A 25,980-nucleotide genomic window follows, 5' to 3' on the forward strand; every position below is an offset into this window, starting at 1 on the left:
AAGAACATCAGGTAGATAGGTTAGAGGTGTAAGTGCAGTAATGTATTAAGCTGACTAATACTAATAGGTCGAGGGCTTGACCAATAAAATTCTTATGTGCAATTTTGAGAGAACGAAAAGTTCTCAACATGGATGCTAACCGAGGTCATATAAACGGCTAATAAAGGTTAGGCACTCTATGGAGTTTTGTTAGAACCGAGCAGAACAAGGAAACGACAGAGCGAGGAGCGGAGTTGGCAGGTACGCCAATGAGCACCACAGCGACGGAGTTGACGCAGTAATGCGAAGGTTATCACAAAACGATTATCTGGTAATGATGGAGTAGATGTTACACCCGTTCCCATACCGAACACGAAGGTTAAGCTCTACATCGCCCATGGTACTGCCCGGGAAGCTGGGTGGGAGAGTAGGATGTTGCCAGGTTGCCTTTTATGGCAAACTAAAATACTTAATATACCTATAAATTTCAGCTAAGCTGAAATTTTATTGTATAATTATAACTTTATATTAAGGCTCCTTGGTCAAGTGGTTAAGACGTCACCCTCTCACGGTGAAATCAGGGGTTCGAGTCCCCTAGGAGTCATGGTTATTAAACACTGTAGTATAAAAATACTATAGTGTTTTTTTAGTGATAAATTACAAATAAATTTCAAATATATACAAATTTTTTTTAATTTCATAAAATTTATAAATCTTATATGATTTAGTAACGATAAACCATATATAGAATATAATTATATAATATAGAATTAAGTCAGGAGTGATAAAATGAAAATAGCTATACTGAGTAGATGTAATAATAACGATAATGACGGAAAGGCATGTAAAAAGATTATTCAGTATTTAAAAAAGGCTGGAAATGAAGTTTTTGAAATAACTCCTGAAAATGTGCTTACAGGAGATGAGGATTTACAATCTCAAATTTCAAAAGCTAGTGGATGGGGAGCTGAGCTAATTATTTTTTGCCATCTCAATTTTCAGTCGAAAGAAGGATGTAAGATCGTATATAATAAAGCTTCAAAGGTAACGAGAAAATACGCTATAAAGGTAGCAGCGTTTATAGAAAGTTTAGGGTTTATTAATAGAGGTGTAAAACAGGATTTACAAATTGCTAATACTAAGTTGCCAATCATTATGATAGAACCGCTAATATAAGATTTCAATTGTTACCTATTATAGAGCCACCTATACTAACTATAGGGATTAATTGTAAACTACATCTAAAATGTATAACTTAAGTAACAATAAAAATCAGTCTTACTTCTATCCAGGGTTTTAAATAAATAGCTCTGGATTTTTAATTAATGCTGTGGATAAGTGTTGATTATGTTGATAACTTCTGTGGATAAGTGGATAACTTTTATGAATATAGTCCAGATAAATTTCATATAGATTAATTATAGTATTAATAGAAGGAGCTAGTCTTTTATAAGTATTGAAAGACTAATAGGTTGTAATAAATATGTGGAAAAATGATCGTAAAAATATAGATAACATTACAGAAGACTTAATAAATGTTCTTATTATAGCACTAGAGGATTTAAATGAACTACAAAGACAATTTATCGCAAAGGATTCCTTAATAAGCATAAAGGAATTAAAAACAAAAGGTAATGAAATAAAGAAAATAATTAGAAAATTTAGAAGTGAAGTTATAGTATTACATGATGAATTTGACAGAAATTTTAAAAATATAGAGTGTATAACTGAAGAGAACATAGACGATGCTTTAACGAAGTGTATTTTATATGAAGATTCAGAACAAGCAGAAGGAATCATCCATAATATGTGTTATACATTAAGGGAATTTATAAAAAAGTTAGATACATAATATTCATAAAATTATAATATTGACAAGTTATACACAGATTTGTGATGAATGTCTGTGGATAATGTGCATAAGTATGCTATAATGTGTGTATATGTAGCATATTAAGGAGAAAACTATGTGGATAAATAAAAAAGTAGTTAAAGCAAAGTTTCTAAGAAGACCTAATAGATTCCAAGCATATGTAAAATTAGAGAATCAAGAAATAGAAGAGTGCGTACATGTGCCGAATACGGGAAGATGTAAGGAAATACTTATAGCTGGTGCAAAAGTTATATTAAGAGAGGAGCTTAATCCAGCTAGAAAGACAAGATATGATTTAATTGCTGTTTATAAAGGAAGCAAATTAATAAATATCGACTCGCAAATTCCTAATAAAGTGGTTGATGAGGCACTTAGATTAAACAATATAGAGGGTTTAGAAAAATATGATATTATCGAAAGAGAAAAGACTTTCGGAAACAGTAGATTTGATTTTAAACTTAAAAGTTCGAAAGATATGAAGGAGTATTACTTAGAAGTGAAGGGGGTAACACTTGAGGAGAATGGGCATGCAATGTTTCCGGATGCCCCGACAGAAAGAGGACGTAAACATGTAATTGAATTAGAGCAAGTTTTAAGACATGGAAAAGGAGCTGGAATTTTATTTTTGATACAGATGGAGGATGTGAATAACTTTTCGCCGAATGATATTACAGATGTAAAATTTGCAGATAGTTTGAGACATGCATATAACTGTGGTGTTCAGGTAATGGCATATGCATGTAAAACAACAGAAAGATCTATTACATTAAATGAAAGGGTGCAGGTTATTTTGTAACCTGTATTTCTTATATATAAGCTATATGCAAATATACATGCTTTTGTGGTAGAATAAATGTATTAGAATGTGGAGTTAATTAACGAGGTAGATAAGATGAAATTCAAGTATTGTCCTAAGTGCGGTGGAAAACTTATAGAAAAATATAGCTGGGATGAGGGTGGTGTTCCTTATTGCCCTATAGATGATGAAATGTATTTTGATACGCCTAAACCTTGTATAGTAGTAGCAGTTATAAAAGATGATGAGATATTGCTGCTAAAGCAGAGTTACATATTTAAAAATTCAAAGGTACTTATCTCAGGGTATGTATCTAATGGAGAGTCTGTTGAAGATACTGTTTACAGGGAAGTTAGGGAAGAAACAGGAATTAGTATTGATGAAATAAAATATTTGGGTAGTGAGTATTTAAGTTCAAAAGATATAATTATGTTGACGTTTATGGCTAAGTACATAGACGGTGAGATAGTAAAATCTGAAGAAGTTGAATTTGCTTGTTGGACTAAGATAAAAAATGCCTTAGACGAGATGAAAGAGGATGAAATAGGAAAGCGAGTTGTTAATAAGGTGTTATGTGAGCTAAGCACTAAACATGATTAAAGAAACATTTGCATACTAAAGACGTAATCTCTTTAAGACGAGACTATAGGGAAACAGCTTTATCTGTTATGAATTAAGTGAAAAGGCTTATTTAATATTTAATATGATATTTCCCTGTATTAATATATTTTTATTAATTTTATTTTGGAGGAGATATAGGTATGGCTAAATTTGTACCTGAAATAACGGGATCATTAAGAAATCATATAATTGAACTCCCTAATGTTATTAGAAATGCAAGTGGCATAAAAGTTTTCGGAAAAAGATTAAAATCATTTATATTTACTACCGATGTATCTATAATTAGGAATCACAATGCGGATGCGATCATTGCAGTATACCCATTTACCCCACAGCCTATTATTACACAGTCGCTTATAGAAGCAGCAGATGTTCCGGTATTTTGCGGAGTTGGAGGGGGTACAACTACAGGAAGACGGGTTGTGGATTTGGCACTAGATGCAGAATTTAAGGGAGCATTAGGCGTGGTTGTGAATAGTCCGACATCAAATGATATTATCAGAGAAATGAAGAAGAGACTTCAAATTCCAATAGTTGTTACTGTAGTCTCAGAATTTGAAGATATAGAAGCTAGAATAGAATCAGGAGCTACTATATTTAACGTTTCTGCAGCTAAAAGGACTGCATATATAGTGCAGCAAATAAGAAGTAAATTTCCACAGTTTCCTATAATAGCCACAGGAGGTCCTTCATCCGATAGTATAAATGAAACGATAGCAGCAGGAGCAAATGCAATAACCTATACACCTCCTACAGCTGCTAAGATAATGAGTGGATTAATGACTAATTATAGGGAAGTATATAAGAATGAAAATAACGATCTATAGTCGTTGTTAGATAGTTTGTAATATATATATAATAGTGATTGGAGTGTTTATAGTGGCAGTTGGAGGAGATAATTGTAAGCAGTGTCCTGAGTTTATTGAAAAGAAATGTGACGGAAAGGCAACAGATTGTTTGTGCAGAAGATGCCCAAGAAGTCTTGGAAAGTGTTTGAGCATGAGATATTGTTCCGAAACAGAATCAGTTATGTAGAAATACAATGATTGGTAGAAGATTGTATAGTGGGGGAATATAATGAATAGTAAGAAAGTGGAAGAGTTTAAAGAATACTTAACAAAAATTGAAAACTTAAATAATACTATTGCTTTAGTAGATTGGGATATGAGAATATGTATGCCTAAAGGTTCCATAGACAGCAGAGGAAATATGCTTGCATATTTGTCTGGTGAGGATTATAAAATGAGAACGTCAGAGCGAATGAGGAGTTTTATAGAGAGTCTTAAGAATGAGAAGGATTTAGATGAAGTGACTAGCTCGTCAATAGAGAACTGTGAGAAAGAATATAACAGAACTAAAAAGATACCAGCAAACAGATATACAGAATATGTTAAACTTGCATCAAAATCCAGCAGTGCATGGGAAGAAGCTAAGGAAAAGTCCGATTTCTCGATATTTCAACCTTATCTTGAAAAAATGGTAGAGTTCCAGAAAGAGTTTATTAATTACTGGGGATATGAAGATAACAGATACGATACACTTTTAGATTTTTATGAACCAGGATTAAAAGTTAAAGATTTAGACATTACTTTTAATAAGCTTAAGAAAGCTATTATTAGTATTTTAGATAAGATAAGAAATAGTGGAGTTAGTCCTCGTTATGATTTTTTACAAAGATATTTTTCGAAAGAAGAGCAAGAAGAATTCGATATGATGCTTCTTAGAGAGATGGAGTTCAACTTTAACATTGGTAGAATGGATGAAAGCATACATCCATTTACAACATCGTTTGGTAATAAAGATGTAAGAATAACAACAAACTATCATAAAAATGAATTTGTAAGTGCTATGTTTAGCTGTCTCCATGAAGGTGGTCATGCTCTTTATGAACAAGACATACCTGACGAATTGTCTGGCACGTTGCTAAACACAGGTGCATCTATGGCTGTACATGAGTCCCAGTCTAGATTCTATGAAAACATTATTGGGAGAAGTAAATCATTTTGGAAGTACTTCTTTCCTAAGCTTAAAGCTAAATTTAAGCAGTTTGAGGACGTTAGTTTTGACGAATTCTACAGTGCTGTTAATAGGGTTGAACCTTCACTTATTAGAACAGAATCAGACGAATTGACTTATAGCCTTCATATAATAATAAGATATGAAATAGAGAAAAAACTGATAAATGGAGAAATAGAGGTAAAAGATTTGCCTCGTATTTGGAATCAAAAATATAAAGAATACTTGGGTGTTGAGCCTAGAAATGATGCAGAAGGAGTACTTCAGGATATGCATTGGTCGGATGGAAGTTTTGGCTACTTCCCGAGCTATGCACTTGGAAATTTATATGGAGCACAGTTTTTTGATAAAATGGTAAAAGATATACCGGATTTATATGGCAGAATTGAAAGAGGAGATATAGGAATTATTCACTCGTGGCTAAAGGATAATGTACACAAGTACGGAGCTGTCTATAAGCCAAATGAACTTATTAAGAAAGTAACTGGAGAGAATTTAAATGCAGAATATTTTATTAATTATTTATATCGAAAGTATTCTGATATATATAAATTTGAAATATAAAAGATAGTTAATAAAAAGGGACCTTTTGGTCCCTTTTTATTAACTGTAAATATAATAGTTCGCTACTTATGAGATTATAAAATTTATAATAATAAGAATGTATATTGGGAAAAATAATTTCCATAAAAGAAATTTGTTATGGGAAGTGTGAATTATATGGTTGATGAATTCAAAGGTGTGATTGCTCAAAATTGTTCAGAATATAAAAGTTTAAATAGCTTGAAGGGAGAAATAAGTGTATATCTATATGGTGCTAACTGCATCAATTGCAGCAATTTTAAAAATGAAAAATGTACTAAGAATTTATTTGAAGCCATAGCTAAAACTATCAATAACAATTAAATAAATTTTCTGAAAATAGAAGTATTTATTAAATTGTCATGCATATTATATTCTAAATAGACTATTTAAAATCATACTAGCATTCATCTCAAGAATGAAAGGACAATAGTTAATAAACGTCCTTGAGCTACGGACACTAAGGCATTTAAAGGGGTGATGAAATAAAAAAAATCTAATATAAACTTTTGACAAATTACAATTGAACGTAGTATAATGATTATAAAATTTTAGCCAATTGAATAATTTGAATTGAAAACTTGTATTTATTGAATAATATATCTGGTCAAAATATTTTCAATAAAGCATTAGAAATAGCATGCTAAATTAATTAATAAAGATTGTTTAGTCAATTGGTAAAAAGCTAGATATGTTTGTTAAAAATAAAACATTTATATCATATGAGCTTCTTATTTAGTATCAGTTTTAATTTTTATATATCCTTATAATGAAATTATTATTTTAGGGCTTAGGCCTGAGATTTGGAGGGGAAGAAATGCATAAAAAACTATTTATACCAGGACCGGTGGAAGTTCTTCCAGAAGTCTTAGAGAAAATGGCGACACCTATGATAGGGCATAGAAGCAAGGATGCTTCAGCGCTTCAGAGAGGAATAAGCGACAAATTAAGAAAGGTTTTTTATACCGAGAGTGAAATCCTTTTGTCTACCACATCAGGAAGTGGACTTATGGAGGGAGCTATAAGATCATGTACTGCTAAGAGGGCAGCAGTATTTTCTATTGGTGCGTTCGGCAAGAGATGGTATGAAATGGCTGTAAACAATAATGTTCCCGCTGATTTATTTGAGGTTGAGTTTGGTCAGGCAACTTCGGCTAAGCAAGTAGATGAAGTACTATCTACAGGAAAGTATGATTTGATAACTATAACTCATAATGAGACTTCTACAGGGGTAATGAATCCTGTTGAAGATATATCAAAAGTTTTAAAGAAATATCCAGAAGTTGTATGGTGTGTGGATGCTGTAAGTTCTGCTGCAGGTTCAAAGATTGAAGTGGACAAACTTGGAATTGATATATGCATAACATCTTCGCAAAAATGTCTAGGGTTGCCTCCTGGATTAGCAGTTTGTACTTTTTCTCAGAAGGCTGTTGAAAGAGCAAAGCAGGTGCCAGCAAGAGGTTATTATTTAGATTTACTTTCGTTATATAATTATATACAGAAAAAAGATTATCAATATCCATCTACACCTTCATTATCGCATATGTTTGCACTTGATTATCAGCTAGATAGAATATTAGAAGAGGGTATCGAGAATAGATTTGCAAGGCATATAGCTATGGCGGAGGAAGTAAGAGCTTGGGCTAAGAAGTATTTTGATTTGTATTCTGATGAGGAACATTTATCAAATACAGTTACAACTGTAGCAAATACTAGGAATATAGATGTTTCAGATTTAAACAAAAAGCTTGGAGAAAGAGGTTTTCAGATATCTAATGGATATGGAAAACTAAAAGATAAGACTTTTAGAATAGCGCATATGGCTGATTGCCAAATTGAAGATATAAGAGAACTTCTTAAAAATATAGAAGAGATATTAGGACTATAATTGGGGGAGATTTTGATGTATAGAGTTCTTGCAAGTGACGGCATGGATAAAAGTGCAGTCGAAAAATTAAAAAATGCGGGTTTTGAAGTAGTTGAAAAATTTTACGAACCAGAGGAACTTGGTGCGGCACTTAGGGATTTTGATGTACTTGTAGTCAGATCTGCTACAAAAGTTAGAAAACCGATTATAGATGAGGCTGCAGGCAGCAAATTAAAATTGATAATAAGGGCAGGCGTAGGTGTTGATAATATAGATGTCACATATGCTACAGAAAAAGGTATTAAAGTTACTAATACACCTAACTCAAGTAGTGCATCTGTGGCAGAACTAGCACTTGCTCATATGTTTGCGCTTGCTAGATTTGTAAATATCTCAAATGTAGCTATGCGAGAAGGAAAGTGGGATAAGAAAAAGTACAAAGGTATTGAGATAAGTGGAAAGACACTTGGACTTATAGGCTTCGGAAGAATATCCAAAGAACTAGCAAAAAGAGCAGAAGCTCTTGGAATGAAAATCTTATATTTTGATATAATAGGTAAAGCTGAAGGATTTGATCAATATGAATATTGCAGCATGGAAGATATTTTGAAAAGATCTGATTTCGTTTCACTGCATATTCCATATAATAAAGAGAAGGGTGCTGTTATAGGCAGTAAAGAAATAGCAATAATGAAAGATGGCGCTTATCTTATAAACTGTGCAAGAGGCGGGGTTGTATGTGAAAAAGCACTTCTTGAGGCATTAAATACAGGTAAGTTAGCTGGAGCAGGAATTGATGTATTTGCTGAAGAACCTACTAAGAATGAGGAATTAGTTAACCATCCTAAAGTATCTGTAACACCTCATATAGGAGCTCAAACAGCAGAAGCACAGGTAAGAATCGGAGAAGAAACAGTAGAAACTATTTTAAAATTTTTTAAATAGAGCAGTGTAATATATACAAATTTGAGGTGAAAGTTAATGGCAGTAGTTAGACCCTTCAGAGCTTTTAGACCAACAAAGGAATTAGCTCATAAGGTTGCGGAGCTTCCTTATGATGTTATGAATAGTGATGAAGCAAGAGAAATAGCAGACGGCAATCCTTATTCATTCTTGCATGTGGATAAAGCTGAAATTGATTTAGAACCATCTGTTGATATATATGACCAAAGGGTTTACGAAAAGGCTAGCGAAAATTTGAACCGAATGATCGAAACGGGTGTATATCTAGAAGACAAAAAGCCATATATGTATATCTATAGAATTGCATCAAATGGAAAAAGGCAGACGGGAATAGTGGCATGCACATCTATTGATGATTATATCAATAATGTAATAAAGAAACATGAAAAAACAAGAGCCGATAAAGAGGAAGACAGAGTAAATCACGTAGATTATTGTGATGCAAATACTGGTCCTATATTCTTAACGTATAGGCATAATGCTAACATTAATGCAGTAGTGACGAAATGGACTCAGAAGTCACCAGAATATGATTTCACAAGTCCAGATGGTGTTCAGCATACTGTTTGGGTTATTAACGATTTAGAAGATGTAGATTATTTGACTAATCAATTTAAATCTGTAGATAATCTTTATATTGCTGATGGACATCATAGAGCAGCATCTGCTGTAAGGGTAGGACTTAAGAGAAGACAACAGTATCCGCAATATACTGGGAAGGAAGAATTTAATTTTTTCCTGTCGGTAATATTTCCGGATGAAGACCTTAGAATAATGGATTATAATAGAGTTGTAAAAGATACTAACGGATTATCTGTAGAGGAACTTATAGAGAAAATATGTACAAAGTTTAATGTGATTTCATATCAAGGGGAAGGAGCATATAGACCGGAAGAAAAGCATACCTTTGGGATGTATATTGAAGGAAAATGGCATAAGCTTATTGCAAGAGAGGGAAGTTACGATGATAAAGACCCTGTAGCAAGTCTTGATGTATCCATACTTCAGGACAACCTTCTTTCACCTATACTTGGCATCGAAGATCCAAGAACGTCAGATAGGATCGATTTTATTGGTGGAGTAAGAGGTTTAAAGGAATTAGAGAAACGTGCAGCTGCAGATATGAAACTGGCATTTTCTATGTATCCAACAACAATTTCTGATTTGATGGCTATTGCTGATGCAGGAAAGATAATGCCTCCTAAATCAACTTGGTTTGAACCAAAACCAAGAAGCGGGATATTTGTTCACAAATTAAAATAGAGCACTAAAAAGCGGGCTAAATATAGATTATTATAAAGATAGGATTTGGGGAAATCCTATCTTTTTTAGGCTATAGAAATTTAAATGTTTTCAAGTTTGAGAATTAAAAGAGGAAGGCAACAGAAGAAATGCATAGAATTATATGATATAATAAACGTAAAAATCTTAATTTTAAATGCAAATTAAATTATATAAAAATGGTAATTTGATTAAAACGTTTTTTCTATATAAAATAGTCCTGTTAAAGACTTGTGATATTAAGAAATGCTTTTTGGTTCATTAATAAAATGTAGCAGGGGTGGGCGGATTGAAAAGAGTAATTGCTTTTTTTAAAGATTTAAATGTAAGTTGGAAGTTTGTTGTTACATATTCTGTTATTCTATCTGTACAAATGATATTAACGGGAGTTTATCTCTATATACAAGCTTCCAATTCTACGATAGATCAGGCTAGGTTAATGATGAAACAGAATTTAATGCAAACTAGAGAAAGCATATTAAAAAAAGGGAAAGTTATTGAAAATGCGGCATCTATAATTACACTTAGCGATGATATACAAAATTTTCTGGACTATAAATATGAAAATGAAACACATAGAATTGAAGATTATCAGTTTAAGTTTTCACCGTTTATTGGTACTATCATTAAAACGAATGAAAATATAAATTGTATTCGAATATATATGAAGAATTCTGTAATTACGGAGAAGATGAACAGTTATTATAGCACGTACAAAAGTGAAAATTATACGCAATATAGTGAGATTATGAAAGAAAAACCGAAAAAGAGTGGGTGGAGTTCTACTCATCTAGTAGGAGTTGATAATAATAATCCTGAGAATGTAATTTCTTTCATTGGTACAATTACATCTAAGTCTTCGTACAAGCGTATTGGTACAGTTGAGATTCAGACGAGGGAAGATGTACTTTTCAATATGCTTCGAGGTCAGGTTATAAATAAATTAGGCAAAGTTTTCATCGTAGATAGCAATAATAAAATAATATCAAATAATATAAATGGACTATATAAAAAGGATGTTTCAAAGGTTGGAATCAATAATTATCTTTGGAATAAAGAATTAAATTGTATAAAAAAAATAGACAATAAAAAATGTATTCTGATATCTCTGCCTATAGAACAGGCTGGATATAGTGTGGTTGGGGTATTTCCAGTGAATAACTTCAATAGCAGTGTTAGAAAATCAGTAACCTATATTGTTTTGGTTCTTTTGGTTTTAGCACTAATACTTGGGATAGTTATATATTTAATAACAAATATGCTTTTGAGTAGAGTAAAGATACTTGCGAAGGCAATGAGACAAGTTAGACAAGGAAATTTAAATGTGTCAGTGGAAGTAAAATCAAAAGACGAATTTGGAGAATTAGGATTGACATTTAATCATATGACTAAACGAATATATAACTTAGTTGAAACTGTATATAAGATTGAAATTATGGAAAGAGAAGCTGAACTTAAAGCTTTAGAAGCCCAGATAAATCCTCATTTCCTATACAACACCCTAGCTACTATTTCATGGATTGGCAGGAAAGAGAAATCGGCAGATGTAGTAAACATAACAAATTCGCTAGCGAAATTTTATCGATTGATATTAAATAAAGGACGTACGTTGATCAAGGTTAAAGAGGAAATGGATATTTTAGCAGCATATTTATCCATACAAAAAGTACGATTTGATGATGCATTTGATGTTATTTATGACGTAGATGAAAAGATATATAATTATGAGATAATAAAAAATATACTTCAGCCTATAGTAGAAAATTCATTAAGTTACGGCATAGAGCCAAAGCGTGGACATGGTACTATAGTAATTAAAGCATGGGAGTCTGAGGATAAATTGTGGTTTAAAATTATTGATGACGGTGTTGGAATGAGTAAGGAAGTACTAAATAGTGTACTATCATGGAAGGCCAAAAGTGAGAAAGGGAATGGATATGCCATTAAAAACATAATGCAAAGACTTAAAGCTTATTATGGGGATGAATGTTCCTTCGAAATATTCAGTAGGTTAGGAATAGGGACTGAAGTTTCGATAACAATAAAAAAACATATAAATTTACCGAACAGATGAGAATAAATGAAAATATGAAGAGGTGATTTTGTTATGTTGAAAATGGTGATAATTGAGGATGAGAGATTAGAAAGAGAAGGACTTGTTGACTACTTTGACTGGTCTAGTTTTGGAATTGAAATAGTAGGTACAGCTAGTGATGGCATAGAAGGTATTGAGTTAGCAGAGAAGGAGAGACCGGATATAATCATCACTGATATAAAGATGCCAGGAATGAGCGGCATCGAGATGTGTAAAGAGATTAGAAAGTTTTTGCCAAATACTAAAATAATTATACTATCTGGTCATGATGATTTTAATTATGCTAAAGAGGCTATATTGTTTAAAACCAATGCATATGTTTTAAAACCAATAGTTGACGAGGAAATGCTTAATGCTATACAAAGAGTGGTAAAGGAATGCACATTTGAGCAGGAAAAGATTAATGAACAGATCCATACAAGGGAGAAATTAAAAAAAGAATATGGCAGGGCAAAACAGAAGCTATTTAATGATTTACTTGAAGGTGTTTTGGATAAAAAAGAACTTCGAGAACGCATGCTTTATTATGGAGTAAAATACAGCGAAAAGAATAAATTTGTTGTTGTATATATATCATTTAAGGACAATCGACTAGAAAGTCCAGAACAGTTTCAATTAGAATTTTTGAAAAACTTAGAAAAGTACGCTATTTTCTCCGAATATAGGACTAAAAAAGAAATGTGTACTATATTAAAATTTGAAAGCGAATATTATGATACTCAGATAGATAATGTAATTAATTATCTTATAGAATTATGTAATAAAGATACATTCAATGCAATTACAGCAATAGGAAGCAGGGTCGATAATTTATATGATATAGATAAATCTTACAAGTGTGCTGATGAGGCACTTACCTATGCTGAATTTTGGGGACTTAGCGGAGTAATTAGATATAAAGATGTAGTAGAAAAAAACAAGGTATCTAATGAAGATATAGGAAAATTTATTATACAGGGCAATAAGTTTTCAAAACTGTTGGTTCATGATGTGAGTTCAGGAGACTGTGAAAAAGTAGATGAGGACTTAGAGCAGATGTTTGATTACATTGCTGCTAACAGAAAGATGAGTGTAGACTATATTAAGAATTATCTGCAAAATGTAATATATGAAATTTCTTTGCTTAAGTATAATTTGAATCGAAAGAGTGAGGATGCTATTGAGGTGCCTAGTGATAGCGATAGTGTATTACAGCTAAAAAGCTTACAGTTGATTAAAAAGTATGTACACGAAGTTTTTAATAATGTATTGGCTATTTTGGAGGATAAAAGAAAAAACAAAGATGAAAATGTCATAAAGAATATAGTAAATCTAATAGAAAATAGGTATATGGAGGATATAAATTTAAAAGTAGTAGCAGCTGAAATGTTTTTTTCTCCAAACTATCTTGGGACTATATTTAAAAAATTCACTGGAAAGTCTTTTAATGACTATTTGACTGAGTGCAGAATGGATAAGGCAAAAGAACTTCTCACTAAAACTAATAAAAAGGTTTCAAGGGTAGCTAAAGAAGTGGGAATGTCTAATACATCTTACTTTTGTATAGTATTTAAGCATACTTATGGCATGACACCTAAGGAATATCAAGAAATGAGTTTAAGATGATAAAAATATATGAACAGAGACGTATCTGAGTTTGTTTACAAACCTAGATACGTCTTTCTTTATGTAGACTAGCTTTAAGGATAGAAGTAATAGAATTATAGTAATTTATTCTATATTTTCGCACAAAAAAATGTAAAAACTCACAAGTGAGTTGATTATTAAAAGTATAATTGATTTTTAGCATATACATTAAAACGCTAGACATGCTAGAATGTATTACAGGTTGTAACTGTTTACACTATTAATACAGTCGTTTTGGCCTATAAAAGCAAAATAAAATGGAGGCAAGCGTATGAATTTAACACCAGATACAATTAAATCAGAGACTATTAAGCCACAACACAAAAGATCAAATCAAAAATATGTATTATTTTTTATGGCACTACCATTTCTTATATTAGTGTTTGTTTTTTCGTATTTACCACTGTATGGGTGGAAATATGCATTCTACGATTATAGACCAGGAATACCATTATCCCAAAGTTCGTTTGTAGGGCTGCAATGGTTTAAATCCTTAATTTCTAATCCAACACAGAGAGCAGAAGTCATACGTGTCTTGGAAAATACTTTTGCTATGAGTACTTTAGGAATAGTAACATCCTTTATACCTTTGCTGTTTGCTGTTTTCTTGATCGAGGTTAAATCAGAGCGATTCAAGAAATTAGTTCAAACATTGACCACTATACCAAACTTTATTAGCTGGGTTCTAGTATTTTCTTTCGCTTTTACATTATTTTCTGTAGACAATGGAATAGTTAACAAAATTCTTATATCATTGGGAATTATTCATAAGGGCATTAACTTTTTAGCATCAGATAGCCATACATGGTTAACAATGTGTTTATGGGGATTATGGAAAGGCGTAGGGTACAGTGCAATAATGTATTTAGCTGCTGTAACAGGAATAGATCAAGAAATGTATGAAGCTGCAAGAGTTGATGGTGCTGGACGTTTCAGAATAATGTGGAGCATTACCATTCCAAGTCTTTTGCCTACTTTCTTTGTACTTTTATTGCTTTCAATAGGTAACTTTATGAATAATGGAATGGACCAATATTTTGTTTTCCAAAATTCATTTAATAAGAACCACATAGAAGTACTTGATCTTTATGTTTACAATATAGGTTTTAATAATGGCGGAACTAGTTTTTCTCTTGCAACTGCAATAAGTATGTTAAAGTCCATAGTCAGTGTAGTTCTTTTATTTTTCGCAAACACATTGTCCAAGCTATTGCGTGGAGAGTCACTGATATAAAACAGGAGACACAATTATTTAATGGAGGGATAGTTGATGAAGAAAAAATACACAGCTGGCGATATTGTGTTTAATATATGTAATTATGGTTTTTTTGCACTTTTTACATTAATATGTATATTTCCTTTTTACTATATCTTTATAAACACTATAAGTAATAATGATTTGAGTGCTAGAGGATTAGTAACCTTCTGGCCTAGAGGAATTCATTTTGATAACTATATTAACGTATTAAAGATTCCCGGATTAGGTCGTGCTGCAATGATATCATTAGGAAGAACAGTTATAGGTACTGTACTGACTGTATTAGCATCTGCCTTTCTTGGATATTTATTTACAAAGAAAGAGATGTGGGGAAGAAGAGTATGGTACAGATTTGTAGTAATAACTATGTACTTTAATGCTGGTATAATACCATGGTACATTACAATGATGAACTTGCATCTTACTAATAACTTTCTTGCGTATATAATACCTACAATAGTATCACCATTTAATATAATTTTGGTTAAAACTTTCGTTGAATCAATACCGGCTTCTTTGGAAGAGTCGGCACAGATAGATGGTGCAGGTTATATGACTATATTTGCTAAAATACTTTTACCACTAATAAAACCTATTTTAGCAACTATAGCTGTATTCTCAGCTGTTGGACAATGGAACTCTTTCACTGATACACTTTTCCTTGTTACAGATGAAAAGTTATTTACATTGCAGTTTCAGCTATATAAGTATTTGAATGAATCTTCCTCATTAGCAGCTGCCATGAAAGGTGGTACTAGTGCGGCGGCAGCAAATCTTGCTCATATGCAGACATCTACATCAATCAGAATGACAGTAACAATGATTGTTGTACTTCCAATATTATTTGTATATCCTTACTTCCAGAGATTCTTTGTAAAGGGTGTAATGATTGGAGCAGTAAAAGGTTGATGAATTGTTAATTTGTATTATTAAATTAAATTGCCGATAAGCTTCAGACCAACAATCTGAAATTTATTAATAAAAAATATATCTTTAGGGGGAGTAATGAATGAAAAGGAGTTTAAGTAAAGTCTTAACGTCAGTAGTTTCAGCATCAATAGTTATTACAATGACTGTAGGATTAGCTGGCTGCAAAAAAAGCAGCAATACTTCAAATTCAACAAGCAAAAATAAGGTAGACAAAATCGATGTGTTTTCTATGACAGCAAACTTTGCTGGTATGCAGAAAGGATGGTTTGGCAAACTTGTAAAGGATAAGTTTGGACTAGAAATGAACATAATTGCTTCTCAGCTTCAAGGTGGAGACAGCAAGTATGCTACAATGATGGCTGCTCATAACCTAGGTGATATAGTTATATTTGGTGATGATGGTCAGAAATATACAGATGCAATCAAAGCAGGTTTAGTATTAGATTGGACTAAAGATGGTCTAATGGACAAGTATGGAAAAGATATAAAGAACTATCCAAAGGCTATTCAGAAGGCTAAAACTAACTTTGGTAAAGGTTCCAGTGTGTATGGTTTAGGATACGCAGCTGCTAATGAACCAGTTACGAAACCATCAGAAGGTGCAGATATGACCTTCGGTCCGATAATAAGATATGATCTTTATAAAAAGATTGGATCACCTAAAATAACTTCTTTGGATAACCTTCTTGATGTGCTTAAGAAGATGCAGAAGATATGTCCTAAGAGTGAATCAGGTAAGAAGACATATGCATTCTCACTTTGGGCTGATTGGGATGGAAACATGATGAACGCCGCTAAAAACATAGCAAATATGAGTGGTTGGGATGAACTTGGCTTCTTACTTGTTAATGCTACTGAAAATAAATACCAAGATATCCTTAGTAAAGATGGACAATATGTAAATGGACTTAAATTCTTAAACAAAGCTAACCAAATGGGTTTAGTTGACCCTGACTCAATTTCACAGAAATATGATGATGCTATGGGTAAGATGAAGGATGGTGCAACATTAGCAGCTGAATTACCATTTACAGTAGGTGAATATAATACTCAAGACAGAAAGAATGCAGGCAAGGGTATGAAATTTGTACCATTCGCTGGTGAAAAAATTTACTCAACAGGTTTTGCTAGCTATGGTGGAAACAGAGTAATTTCTATAGGATCAAAAACAAAAGTTGCTGATAAAATAATGAAGTTTATTAACTGGATGTATACTCCAGAAGGCATTGAAGAAGCAAACTATGGACCTAAGGGCTTAGCTTGGGATATCAAAGATGGTAAGCCTTATGTAACAGATTTCGGTATGAAGGCACTTCCAAGTAATGAAGTTGCTGTACCACAGAAATTCGGCGGATCAACATTTAAGACTGGTATGAATCAATTGGCATTCAATAATGTAGTTGTAACATCAACTAATCCTGAAACTAAGCAACCATATGAATATGATTTATGGCCATCATACTTGAAAGCTTCAGCTACAAAGATTGATAAAGAATGGCAGAGTGATATGGGTGCATTGACTCAAAAGGATTATGTTGTTAAGAATAACATGATAGCTACAGCACCAGCTCTTATGACTAGTACAGATACTCCAGACAGTGCAACTACTCAGAAGCTTAACCAGATAAATGCAATTGTTAAGCAGTATTCATGGAAAATGGTATTCGCAAAGAATGATTCACAATTCAACAGCTTACTATCAGAATTGACTAAGAAAGCAAATGGACTTGGATACAAGGATGTTGTAAAATTCTATGAAGGACAAGCTGAAAAGCAGTTTAAGGAAAGAGACAGTATAAAATAGTATATAATAATATGAAAGAGACTCTCAACAAACCTCAGAGAGTCTCTTTTATTTATATTCGTTAAATGTAATACAGAATCTAATTTTTAATAACCTAATTTGATCTGATCGAATAAGGCATAAAATGTCTAATGCCCTTCCAGACAAATTGAATTAATATGATTTGAATAGGAAGCATTAACAGACTTTTAATAATACGTAGAGGCAATAAACCTATAAAAGCTTTATGCATCAATATTGAAAGCCATAGTGAATTCAAACCTATATCAACAACAATTATAACTGTAATTATGGCAAGGATTGTTCTAATGATAGAAGCTTCCTTTTTATACATGAAGATACCATAGATAAATCCAGAGATAAATGCACTTAATGTAAACCCTGGGAAATATACTCCAGAGGGAAAAATCAGCATACCAAGAATATCAGCAGCTACACCTATAATACCAGAGATTACAGGACCAAGTAATATAGCAGAAAGTGCTACAGGCAAAAAAGTGAATCCTATTCTTAATATAGGAGTTTGTATAGATAGGAATCTTGTTAGTATTACTTCTAATGCAATAAATAGTGCTGAGAAAGCAATGATTTGTACTTTTTTCAATAAAAAAACCTCCCTTTATGGCATGATGCCACGAAAGAGAAGTACATTGCTCTTTTGTGGCAGCGGAATGCGAAGATTAAATCGCAAGTCATTTAAGACTTTTCGTTCAGCTAGCAACTTCCCGTCTAGCTGACACTTTACGTATAACCTTCTACTCTGCCGTGTCGTATTATTAATTTATACCCTAATTATATGATAAAGCTTATATAAATACAACAATGCGTAGAAATAAATAAATAAAAGTCATATGGAAACATTGTGATAATTTGAAAAAAAAATAATATTATGATATCATCATATAATATAATATTAAATATTTTTAGGAGGAACAATTAATGGAATCTGAACCTGAGCCTGACGCGAACATTACAGGACAACTTATATTGATAGCAGTATTAACGTTACTAAATGCTTTTTTTGCAGCAGCTGAGATGGCCATAGTATCTTTAAATAAAAATAAGATAAAACATATGGCTGAGGAAGGAAATAAAAAGGCAAAAGCCTTAGAAAAACTTATAGCTGAACCAACGAAGTTCTTATCAACTATACAAGTTGGTATAACTTTAGCCGGATTTTTTTCAAGTGCTGCCGCAGCAACCGGTATTTCAGGAAACTTGGCAAAATATTTAAAAGGTCTTTCTATACCGTATAGCTCTAAAATTGCATTGGTATTAGTTACAGTTGTCTTATCCTATATCAGTTTGGTTTTCGGAGAATTATATCCCAAAAGAGTAGCTCTTCAGAAGTCAGAAGCTATAGCAATGTTTGCTGTAAGACCAATTTTATATGTATCGAAGATAGCTGTCCCTTTTATTAAATTATTATCTGCATCTACTAATATGTTAGTCAGAGCTACTGGACTTGATAAAGAAGATTTAGAAGAGAAAGTATCCAAGGAAGAAATTAAATCCTTAGTAGAAGTTGGACAAGAACATGGAGTTATTAATGAGACTGAAAAGGAAATGATAAATAGCATCTTTGAGTTTGATGATAAGTTAGCAGAAGAAGTTATGACTCCAAGACCTGATGTATATATGATCAATATAGATACTCCAGTCGAGAAATATGTAGACGAGCTTCTTGAGGAGAAGTATTCAAGGATACCTGTATATGAAGGCGATATAGACAATATTATAGGTGTGCTATATATGAAGGATTTCATAGTTAAGGCACGTAAGGACGGCTTTGAGAATATTTGTATAAAGGAAATTTTGCATAAACCATATTTTGTACCAGAAAAGAAAAATATCGATAGCCTATTTAAGGATTTACAGAGATCTAAAAAGCATATGGCTATTCTTATAGATGAATACGGTGGTTTCTCAGGAATAGTAACTATTGAGGACCTTATTGAAGAAGTAGTAGGAAACATCAATGATGAATATGATGATGATGAACCTGAAATAAAGAAAATAGGTGATAATACATTCATTGTAGATGGTTTGATTTCTGTAGACGAATTAAATGATAAACTTCATTTGAATATAGATACTAATACGGAAAATTATGAAACTGTCAGTGGTTTTCTTATAAATATAATAGGTAGAATACCTACGAGTGCAGAAGAAAAAGTTATAGAACATGATGATGTTATATTTAAAATAGAAGAGGTTAAAGAAAAGAGAATAGAGAAAGTTAAAGTATGTATTCAGGAAAAACAGCAGCAAGTTGCACAATAAAAAAGAACTGTATGATGAACGTAAAGATTCATCATGCAGTTTTTTTACTCTTTAGGAATTTATGTTTTTGGCTAATGCTAAGATACTTTGAGTCAGCTGAAGGGGTGAGTGACCGTAGGAGGCATTTTTGAGCCGACGAAGGTCGCTCACCCCTTATCTTATTTCCCGGGAAAATGGCAGGCTACACTTCTACCATCTTTTTCAATTAATTGAGGTTCTTCTTCAGTACATATTTTTTTGCAATATGGACATCTAAAATGAAATCTACAGCCAGAAGGCACATTAACAGGACTTGGAATATCACCCTGGAGAATTAGCTTTTCTTTATCACGATCATGAGGATTCATAATAGGAGCAGCAGCAATCAGAAACTTAGTATATGGATGAAGAGGATGGGTATATAATTCCTCAGTGGGACCAAGCTCCATAATTTTACCTAAGAACATTACACATACTCTGCTTGAAATATATCTTACTACACCTAAGTCATGAGAAATAAAAAGGTAAGTAAGATCTTTTTCTTCCTGAAGGTCCTGAAGAAGATTAATTATCTGAGACTGGATAGACACATCCAATGCAGATACGGGTTCATCACATACAATAAACTTAGGATTAAGAGCAATGGCACGAGCGATTCCAATTCTTTGCCTCTGTCCGCCGCTAAACATGTGAGGATATCTGGACATATATTCTTTTCTAAGACCAACAAGCTCCATAAGCTGCCCAATATAACTTTCCTTTTCTGACTTTTTTATGATTTTATGTGTTAAAAGAGGTTCCGCTATTATATCTCTTATATTCATTCTAGGATTTAGAGAAGAAAAGGGATCCTGAAAAATAATTTGCATTTCCTTTCTTATTTGTCTTAATGCTGAACCTTTTAATTTAGATATATCGTTGCCATTGAACGTTATACTTCCTGTAGTTGCATTAATAAGACGTATAAGAAGTCTTCCAAGAGTACTTTTGCCGCAGCCGGATTCACCTACTAACGCGAAAGTTTCTTTACGTTGTACTTCAAAACTGACATTATCAACGGCATGAACAAATTCATGTTTACTATTAAAAGCACCATTATCAAGTGCGAAATGTTTTGTTAATCCTTGGACTTTTACAAGAGTGTTTTCCATGGTTCACCATCCTCTATTTTATATATTTTAAACACCTTACACAGTGATTGTTTCCAATATCTATAAGATCAGGAGCTGTATTTATACACTGTTCTGTAGCATCAGGGCATCTTGGGTTGAACCTGCAGCCTTTCGGCGGATAGAGCATGTTTGGTACCATACCTTTTATTGTGTATAACCTTTTTTTATCTTCATTTTTATTGATTGTATTTAAACTACTATTTGGCATAGAATTCAAAAGTCCTAATGTATAAGGATGCTTAGGGTTGTCGAACAGATCAAAGACATTAGTATGTTCTACAACTTGACCTGCGTACATGACATAAACATCGTCACATATTTCTGCTACTACTCCAAGATTGTGAGTTATCATTATTATTGAAGTATTAAGTTTATTTTGTATGTCTTTCATAAGCCGAATTATCTGTGCTTCAATTGTAACGTCTAGGGCTGTGGTAGGTTCATCTGCAATGAGAAGCTTTGAATTACATATTAGTGATATGGCAATCATGGTTCTTTGCCTCAAACCGCCTGATAATTGATGAGGATATACATTGTAGCGCTTTTCAGCTTCAGGAATACCAACAAGATTTAAGGTGTCAATGATCCTTTTTTTGGCGTCAGTCTTACTTATGTTTTTATTATGTGTAAATATAGCTTCTGAAAGTTGGTGACCTATAGTGTATACCGGGTTTAATGAAGTCATGGGTTCCTGAAATATCATTGATATGTCATTTCCACGTATGTTATTCATCTGTTTTTTATTAAGCTTTAAAAGGTCTTGACCATCAAATACAATTTCTCCACCAACTACTTTCCCGGGTTCTGAAACAAGCTGCATTATGGAAAGAGAAGTTACACTTTTGCCACAGCCTGATTCTCCAACAAGGCCTACCACTTTACCTTTATCTACGGTTAGACTTACATCATCAACAGCATGTACAATACCGCTGCGAGTGAAAAATTGAGTTTTCAGATGGCGTATTTCTAACAGTGAATTGTCATTTTTATTCATGTTTAATCCTCCCTATTGTTTTAGATATGGATCTAACACATCACGCAGTCCATCTCCAAGAAAATTAAAAGCTAATACAATTATCAGTATGGCTATTCCGGGAGCTATAGCTACCCATGGAGCGTTGAACAAATACTCTTTACCTTCGGATACCATAAGACCCCAACTGGAGGCGGGCGGCTGAGCACCTATACCTAAGAAACTTAAACTTGCTTCAGATAGAATTGAACTTGGTATGTTTAGTGTAAATAAAACAAGCAATTGAGGAATACAGTTAGGGAATATGTGCCTGAGCATAATTACTGAATTCTTAACGCCAATGGCTCTTGAGGCTTCTACGAATTCTCGATTTTTTAGGGACATTGTTTGAGAGCGTACAACTCTAGCTGTACCCGCCCAACCAATAACACTTAGCGCAATGAAGATGTTGATTAGGGTTGCACCTAAAGTGTACATAACTACCATAGCTAGTAATAATGATGGAAAAGATAAAACCATATCAGAAACCGCGCTTAATATAAAGTCTACTTTACCACCATAATATCCTGAAATTATACCTATTATAGTACCTATTGTCATAGAGATTAGTGTAGGAACAAGGCCGATGAGTAATGATATTCTTGATCCATAGATCAACCTTGAGAAAACATCTCTTCCATAAAAGTCACAGCCTATAATGTATTTAAGACTAGGCTTTTCAAATTGAAGCTGCAAGTGAGTTTTATTTGGAGCATGAGGAGATACTAGTGGAGCAAATACAGCCATAAAAATTATTACTAATATTACAACCGCACCAACAACAGCCACCCTATTCTTAAAGAAAGAATGTTTGAAATCCGACCAGAATGTGTTGGTTACCATTTTATCACTTGCTTCTATTCCGTTGTTTACAAATATATTTTTACTTATTTTCATATTCTGTTCCTCCAGTTAGTTGTACTTAATGCGCGGATCTAAATAGGAATATAGTAAATCAGCAGCAAGGTTTCCAAGGATAACTAGAACAGTTGTCAAAAATACTGAACCCTGCAGAAGAGGCATGTCCCTATTTTGTATTGCGTTAACAGATATACGTCCAATACCAGGTATACCAAATACACTTTCAGTAATGACTGCGCCAGATAAAAGTCCAGCAACCTGAAGAGCCATTACTGTTACAACTGGTAAAAGTGAGTTTTTCAATGCATTGTTAAATATAACTTTGATTTCACTTAATCCTTTAGCTCTAGCTGTTCTAATATAATCATTTTTCATGATTTCTAAAAGGCTTGATCTGGTCAGTCTCGCTATAGTACCTGCTGAGCTCCAACCGAGCACGATTGCCGGCATTATAAGGTATTGAGGACCTTCAAAACCTGAAACCGGAAGTATGCCAAGCTTTAAGGAAAAAATATACTGGAATATTAATGCTGCCCAAAATACAGGCATAGATACACCCAGCAATGAAAATCCCATAAAGAAATTATCTAGAAAGGAATATTTTTTAACAGCTGATAATATTCCGGCGGGGATGCCGATAATCCAAGAGACTAAAGCTGCTGTTACTGAAAGCGCAAGCGTGTATGGGAAGGCTTCTAGAAGGAGAGATGATACTGGCCTGTCTAGTTTATATGAAATTCCAAAATCACCATGCAGTGCGCCGAATAGAAACCTGAAAAAACGTATGTATGCTGGATCATCTAAATGCATTTGAGCACGTACCCTGGCAACTACATCTGAACTTATATGCTCTTTCATCATAAGAGATACAGGATCACCTGGTACTACGTTTAGAAGTATAAAAGTTGTTAATGCTACTCCTAGAATAATAGGAATAGAAATAAGTACTTTTTTTATAATATACTTTAACATGAAAAATCCTCCTGTCTTTGTTAGGTAATACAACTTGTAAGCATGTAGAAAATGCAATAAACTATATGATTCTGAAACACAAAAAGCGTAATATGGATACTGCCTCTAAAAAAGAGGCAGTAAAAATAGATAAATATTATTTTACAGTTACATCTGAATACTTCATATCTCCCCAGCCATTCCAAGCAACGTTAAAGCTCTTAACGTATGGCTGAATAACAAACATTTTTGTTCTTGAGTAAAGTGGTATCCAAGCTACATCATCATTAACAATAGTCTTTTCAATGTCTTGATAAAGTTTTATTCTAGCAGACTGATCGGTTATTTTTCTTGCCTCTTCAACTTTATTAAATACAGCTTTGTTTTTATAATTAAAGGATCTAGCAAAGGAATTGTCTTTTGCAAAGAAGGTGTATATAAAGTTATCAGGATCGTTATAATCTGCAGCCCATTCGGAGGTGTATGTTGGCAGAAGCCCTTTGGCACGTGTAGCATAATAGGTTGAATCATCAATCTGTTTTATTTTAACTTTTATTCCGACGTCAGCCAACATAGCCTGAACCGTTTGATTTAGTTTTAATGTGTTCGGACTATCTGTATCTTGTGCTATCTCCATAGTAAAACCATTTGGGTAACCCGCTTCCTTTAATAGCTGTTTAGCTTTAGTTTTGTTGTATTCTATTTCTGGAAGATTTGCATTGAATCCATCTAAACCATGAGGCATAATACCATTCTCTAATTGACCATTACCATTTTGAATTTTTTCTAATATAGTCTTCCTATCAATTGCATATTCGATTGCTTTTCTTACCTTCACATTGTCAAGTGGTTTGAATTTTTCATTTAAAGCATAATAATTTATACCAACTCTTTGACCTGAGACTATGTGGTTTTTCCATTTTGGACTAGTTTGAAAGTATTTGGCTTGAGAAGATACATTATCTAAGTCTAATACGTCTAATCTACCAGTTTCAAACATCATTTTTTGAGTCTCTGCATCAGGGACAACCTTTATATTTAGTTGAAATAATTTTGGTGCACCTTTAAAATAATTTTTATTTGGTACAAGAGTTATCTGGCTGTTTAGCTTCCAAGATTTAATTTTAAAAGGACCAGTACCAACAGTTGTAGAAGGTGATGTTCCAAATTTACTACCGGCTGCTTCAGTTGCTTTCCTATTATATATAGAGCAAGCTGGAGTTGCTAAATCTGCTATAAATGGGGCAAAAGGTTTATCAAGAGTTATCTTTATTGTGTAGTCATCTAATACTTTTATACCGCTTACGCTGTTTGCTTTTCCGCTCATTCTAGCTTTTGCACCTTTTATCATATCCAAGAAGTTTGTGTTTAAGGCTTTTGTTTTAGGATCAAGCATTCTATCAAAAGTGAATAGAACGTCATCAGCCTTAAATTCTTCTCCATTTGTAAACTTTATGCCTTTTTTTAAGTGAAAAGTATATATTAAACCATTAGAGGAAACATCCCATTTAGTGGCTAGGCTAGGAACTTGTTTAGGCTTGCCATCAACAGTCTCTGTTTCTACAAGTCTATCATATAAGTTAAGTGGCATTAAGTAAGTATCGGTTCGCTTTTGAGCATCTGCCGTTCCAGGATCTTCCGAAAAACCTGCTATATTAAGTACGCTTTCAGATTTTTTACTTGAACTGGATTTGCTGTTATTGCCAGTACAGCTGGTAAATACACTTGCAGCAATCAATAAAGAAGTAATTAATGTAAAAGTCCGTTTGAATTTAATCATTATCATCCCTCGTATCTTTTTATTTACAGTTTCAAATAAAGTGCATTAAATAGATAAACTGTATGAAATTATATTTAATGTATAAATAAGATATACATGTTTTGACCATGAATTTAAGTAAAACAGTACCAAAGTTAATTTTTTATTTCAATATGTTGATAAAAAAACAGCTTAAATTTTCATTTAATCAAAAATGTGGCACTAATATTGATAATTTATCAATATTTCTTATGCCTAGCTATATAATATAT

The 25,980-nt window shown here is 32.9% G+C and carries 23 protein-coding genes, 1 tRNA gene, 2 rRNA genes and 1 riboswitch; of the genes, 20 read left to right on the plus strand and 6 right to left on the minus strand.

Going from position 1 to position 25,980, the window contains the following annotated elements; translation table 11 throughout:
* From CLORY_RS18010 to CLORY_RS18095, 19 genes are all read left to right on the plus strand, one after another.
* Window positions 1-84, plus strand: a 23S ribosomal RNA gene (locus tag CLORY_RS18010); the annotation flags it as partial.
* A gap of 222 nt (window positions 85-306) precedes the next feature.
* A 5S ribosomal RNA gene (rrf, locus tag CLORY_RS18015) occupies window positions 307-423 on the plus strand.
* An 88-nt stretch (window positions 424-511) separates the two neighbouring features.
* A tRNA-Glu gene (locus tag CLORY_RS18020) sits at window positions 512-583 on the plus strand.
* A gap of 185 nt (window positions 584-768) precedes the next feature.
* Window positions 769-1,155: an N-acetylmuramoyl-L-alanine amidase gene (locus CLORY_RS18025; RefSeq protein WP_079427075.1), complete on the plus strand. Its 387-nt coding sequence runs from the start codon at window positions 769-771 to the stop codon at window positions 1,153-1,155.
* Between the two features lie 307 nt (window positions 1,156-1,462).
* Window positions 1,463-1,831: a hypothetical protein gene (locus CLORY_RS18030; protein ID WP_079427077.1), complete on the plus strand. Its 369-nt coding sequence runs from the start codon at window positions 1,463-1,465 to the stop codon at window positions 1,829-1,831.
* 115 nt (window positions 1,832-1,946) lie between these two features.
* Window positions 1,947-2,648: a DNA/RNA nuclease SfsA gene (gene sfsA, locus CLORY_RS18035; protein WP_079427079.1), complete on the plus strand. Its 702-nt coding sequence runs from the start codon at window positions 1,947-1,949 to the stop codon at window positions 2,646-2,648.
* A 96-nt stretch (window positions 2,649-2,744) separates the two neighbouring features.
* Entirely contained in the window at window positions 2,745-3,248 is a 504-nt protein-coding gene (locus tag CLORY_RS18040) for an NAD(+) diphosphatase (protein ID WP_079427080.1), read from the plus strand.
* Between the two features lie 161 nt (window positions 3,249-3,409).
* Entirely contained in the window at window positions 3,410-4,096 is a 687-nt protein-coding gene (locus tag CLORY_RS18045) for a beta/alpha barrel domain-containing protein (protein ID WP_079427082.1), read from the plus strand.
* 52 nt (window positions 4,097-4,148) lie between these two features.
* Window positions 4,149-4,304: a hypothetical protein gene (locus CLORY_RS23400; protein WP_169911676.1), complete on the plus strand. Its 156-nt coding sequence runs from the start codon at window positions 4,149-4,151 to the stop codon at window positions 4,302-4,304.
* Between the two features lie 42 nt (window positions 4,305-4,346).
* Window positions 4,347-5,849 carry a carboxypeptidase M32 gene (locus tag CLORY_RS18050; protein ID WP_079427083.1) on the plus strand — a complete coding sequence of 501 codons (1,503 nt, stop codon included), beginning with the start codon at window positions 4,347-4,349 and terminating at the stop codon, window positions 5,847-5,849.
* A gap of 156 nt (window positions 5,850-6,005) precedes the next feature.
* Window positions 6,006-6,191, plus strand: coding sequence for a hypothetical protein (locus CLORY_RS18055; protein WP_079427085.1), 186 nt, complete (start codon window positions 6,006-6,008; stop codon window positions 6,189-6,191).
* A 493-nt stretch (window positions 6,192-6,684) separates the two neighbouring features.
* Window positions 6,685-7,755 carry a pyridoxal-phosphate-dependent aminotransferase family protein gene (locus CLORY_RS18060; RefSeq protein WP_079427086.1) on the plus strand — a complete coding sequence of 357 codons (1,071 nt, stop codon included), beginning with the start codon at window positions 6,685-6,687 and terminating at the stop codon, window positions 7,753-7,755.
* A 15-nt stretch (window positions 7,756-7,770) separates the two neighbouring features.
* Window positions 7,771-8,679 carry a D-2-hydroxyacid dehydrogenase gene (locus tag CLORY_RS18065; protein ID WP_079427088.1) on the plus strand — a complete coding sequence of 303 codons (909 nt, stop codon included), beginning with the start codon at window positions 7,771-7,773 and terminating at the stop codon, window positions 8,677-8,679.
* Between the two features lie 36 nt (window positions 8,680-8,715).
* Window positions 8,716-9,960, plus strand: coding sequence for a DUF1015 domain-containing protein (locus CLORY_RS18070; RefSeq protein ID WP_079427090.1), 1,245 nt, complete (start codon window positions 8,716-8,718; stop codon window positions 9,958-9,960).
* A gap of 307 nt (window positions 9,961-10,267) precedes the next feature.
* Window positions 10,268-12,052 carry a sensor histidine kinase gene (locus CLORY_RS18075; RefSeq protein ID WP_079427091.1) on the plus strand — a complete coding sequence of 595 codons (1,785 nt, stop codon included), beginning with the start codon at window positions 10,268-10,270 and terminating at the stop codon, window positions 12,050-12,052.
* 33 nt (window positions 12,053-12,085) lie between these two features.
* Window positions 12,086-13,678: a response regulator gene (locus tag CLORY_RS18080; protein ID WP_079427093.1), complete on the plus strand. Its 1,593-nt coding sequence runs from the start codon at window positions 12,086-12,088 to the stop codon at window positions 13,676-13,678.
* 292 nt (window positions 13,679-13,970) lie between these two features.
* Window positions 13,971-14,933, plus strand: a complete 963-nt coding sequence (locus CLORY_RS18085; protein ID WP_207652235.1) for an ABC transporter permease — start codon at window positions 13,971-13,973, stop codon at window positions 14,931-14,933.
* Between the two features lie 36 nt (window positions 14,934-14,969).
* Window positions 14,970-15,866, plus strand: coding sequence for a carbohydrate ABC transporter permease (locus CLORY_RS18090; RefSeq protein ID WP_079427095.1), 897 nt, complete (start codon window positions 14,970-14,972; stop codon window positions 15,864-15,866).
* A 100-nt stretch (window positions 15,867-15,966) separates the two neighbouring features.
* Window positions 15,967-17,691, plus strand: a complete 1,725-nt coding sequence (locus CLORY_RS18095) for a type 2 periplasmic-binding domain-containing protein (protein WP_079427097.1) — start codon at window positions 15,967-15,969, stop codon at window positions 17,689-17,691.
* A 94-nt stretch (window positions 17,692-17,785) separates the two neighbouring features.
* Here CLORY_RS18095 and CLORY_RS18100 read toward each other — a convergent pair whose 3' ends face one another.
* Window positions 17,786-18,295 carry a folate family ECF transporter S component gene (locus CLORY_RS18100; protein ID WP_079427099.1) on the minus strand — a complete coding sequence of 170 codons (510 nt, stop codon included), beginning with the start codon at window positions 18,293-18,295 and terminating at the stop codon, window positions 17,786-17,788.
* A 58-nt stretch (window positions 18,296-18,353) separates the two neighbouring features.
* Window positions 18,354-18,456, minus strand: a riboswitch (THF riboswitch).
* A 174-nt stretch (window positions 18,457-18,630) separates the two neighbouring features.
* Here CLORY_RS18100 and CLORY_RS18105 point away from each other — a divergent pair.
* Window positions 18,631-19,974: a hemolysin family protein gene (locus CLORY_RS18105; RefSeq protein WP_079427102.1), complete on the plus strand. Its 1,344-nt coding sequence runs from the start codon at window positions 18,631-18,633 to the stop codon at window positions 19,972-19,974.
* A gap of 158 nt (window positions 19,975-20,132) precedes the next feature.
* Here CLORY_RS18105 and CLORY_RS18110 read toward each other — a convergent pair whose 3' ends face one another.
* From CLORY_RS18110 to CLORY_RS18130, 5 genes are all read right to left on the minus strand, one after another.
* Window positions 20,133-21,104: an ABC transporter ATP-binding protein gene (locus tag CLORY_RS18110; RefSeq protein WP_079427104.1), complete on the minus strand. Its 972-nt coding sequence runs from the start codon at window positions 21,102-21,104 to the stop codon at window positions 20,133-20,135.
* Between the two features lie 13 nt (window positions 21,105-21,117).
* Window positions 21,118-22,119, minus strand: coding sequence for an ABC transporter ATP-binding protein (locus CLORY_RS18115; protein WP_079427106.1), 1,002 nt, complete (start codon window positions 22,117-22,119; stop codon window positions 21,118-21,120).
* Between the two features lie 12 nt (window positions 22,120-22,131).
* Entirely contained in the window at window positions 22,132-23,034 is a 903-nt protein-coding gene (locus tag CLORY_RS18120; RefSeq protein ID WP_207652236.1) for an ABC transporter permease, read from the minus strand.
* A 15-nt stretch (window positions 23,035-23,049) separates the two neighbouring features.
* Window positions 23,050-23,970, minus strand: a complete 921-nt coding sequence (locus CLORY_RS18125) for an ABC transporter permease (RefSeq protein ID WP_079427108.1) — start codon at window positions 23,968-23,970, stop codon at window positions 23,050-23,052.
* 136 nt (window positions 23,971-24,106) lie between these two features.
* The gene (locus CLORY_RS18130) at window positions 24,107-25,729 is read right to left on the minus strand and encodes an ABC transporter substrate-binding protein (protein ID WP_139376083.1); all 1,623 of its coding nucleotides are present in this window, start codon (window positions 25,727-25,729) and stop codon (window positions 24,107-24,109) included.
* Window positions 25,730-25,980 lie beyond the last annotated feature (251 nt).

It is taken from the genome of Clostridium oryzae (assembly GCF_002029235.1).
GTDB lineage: Bacteria > Bacillota > Clostridia > Clostridiales > Clostridiaceae > Clostridium_AE > Clostridium_AE oryzae.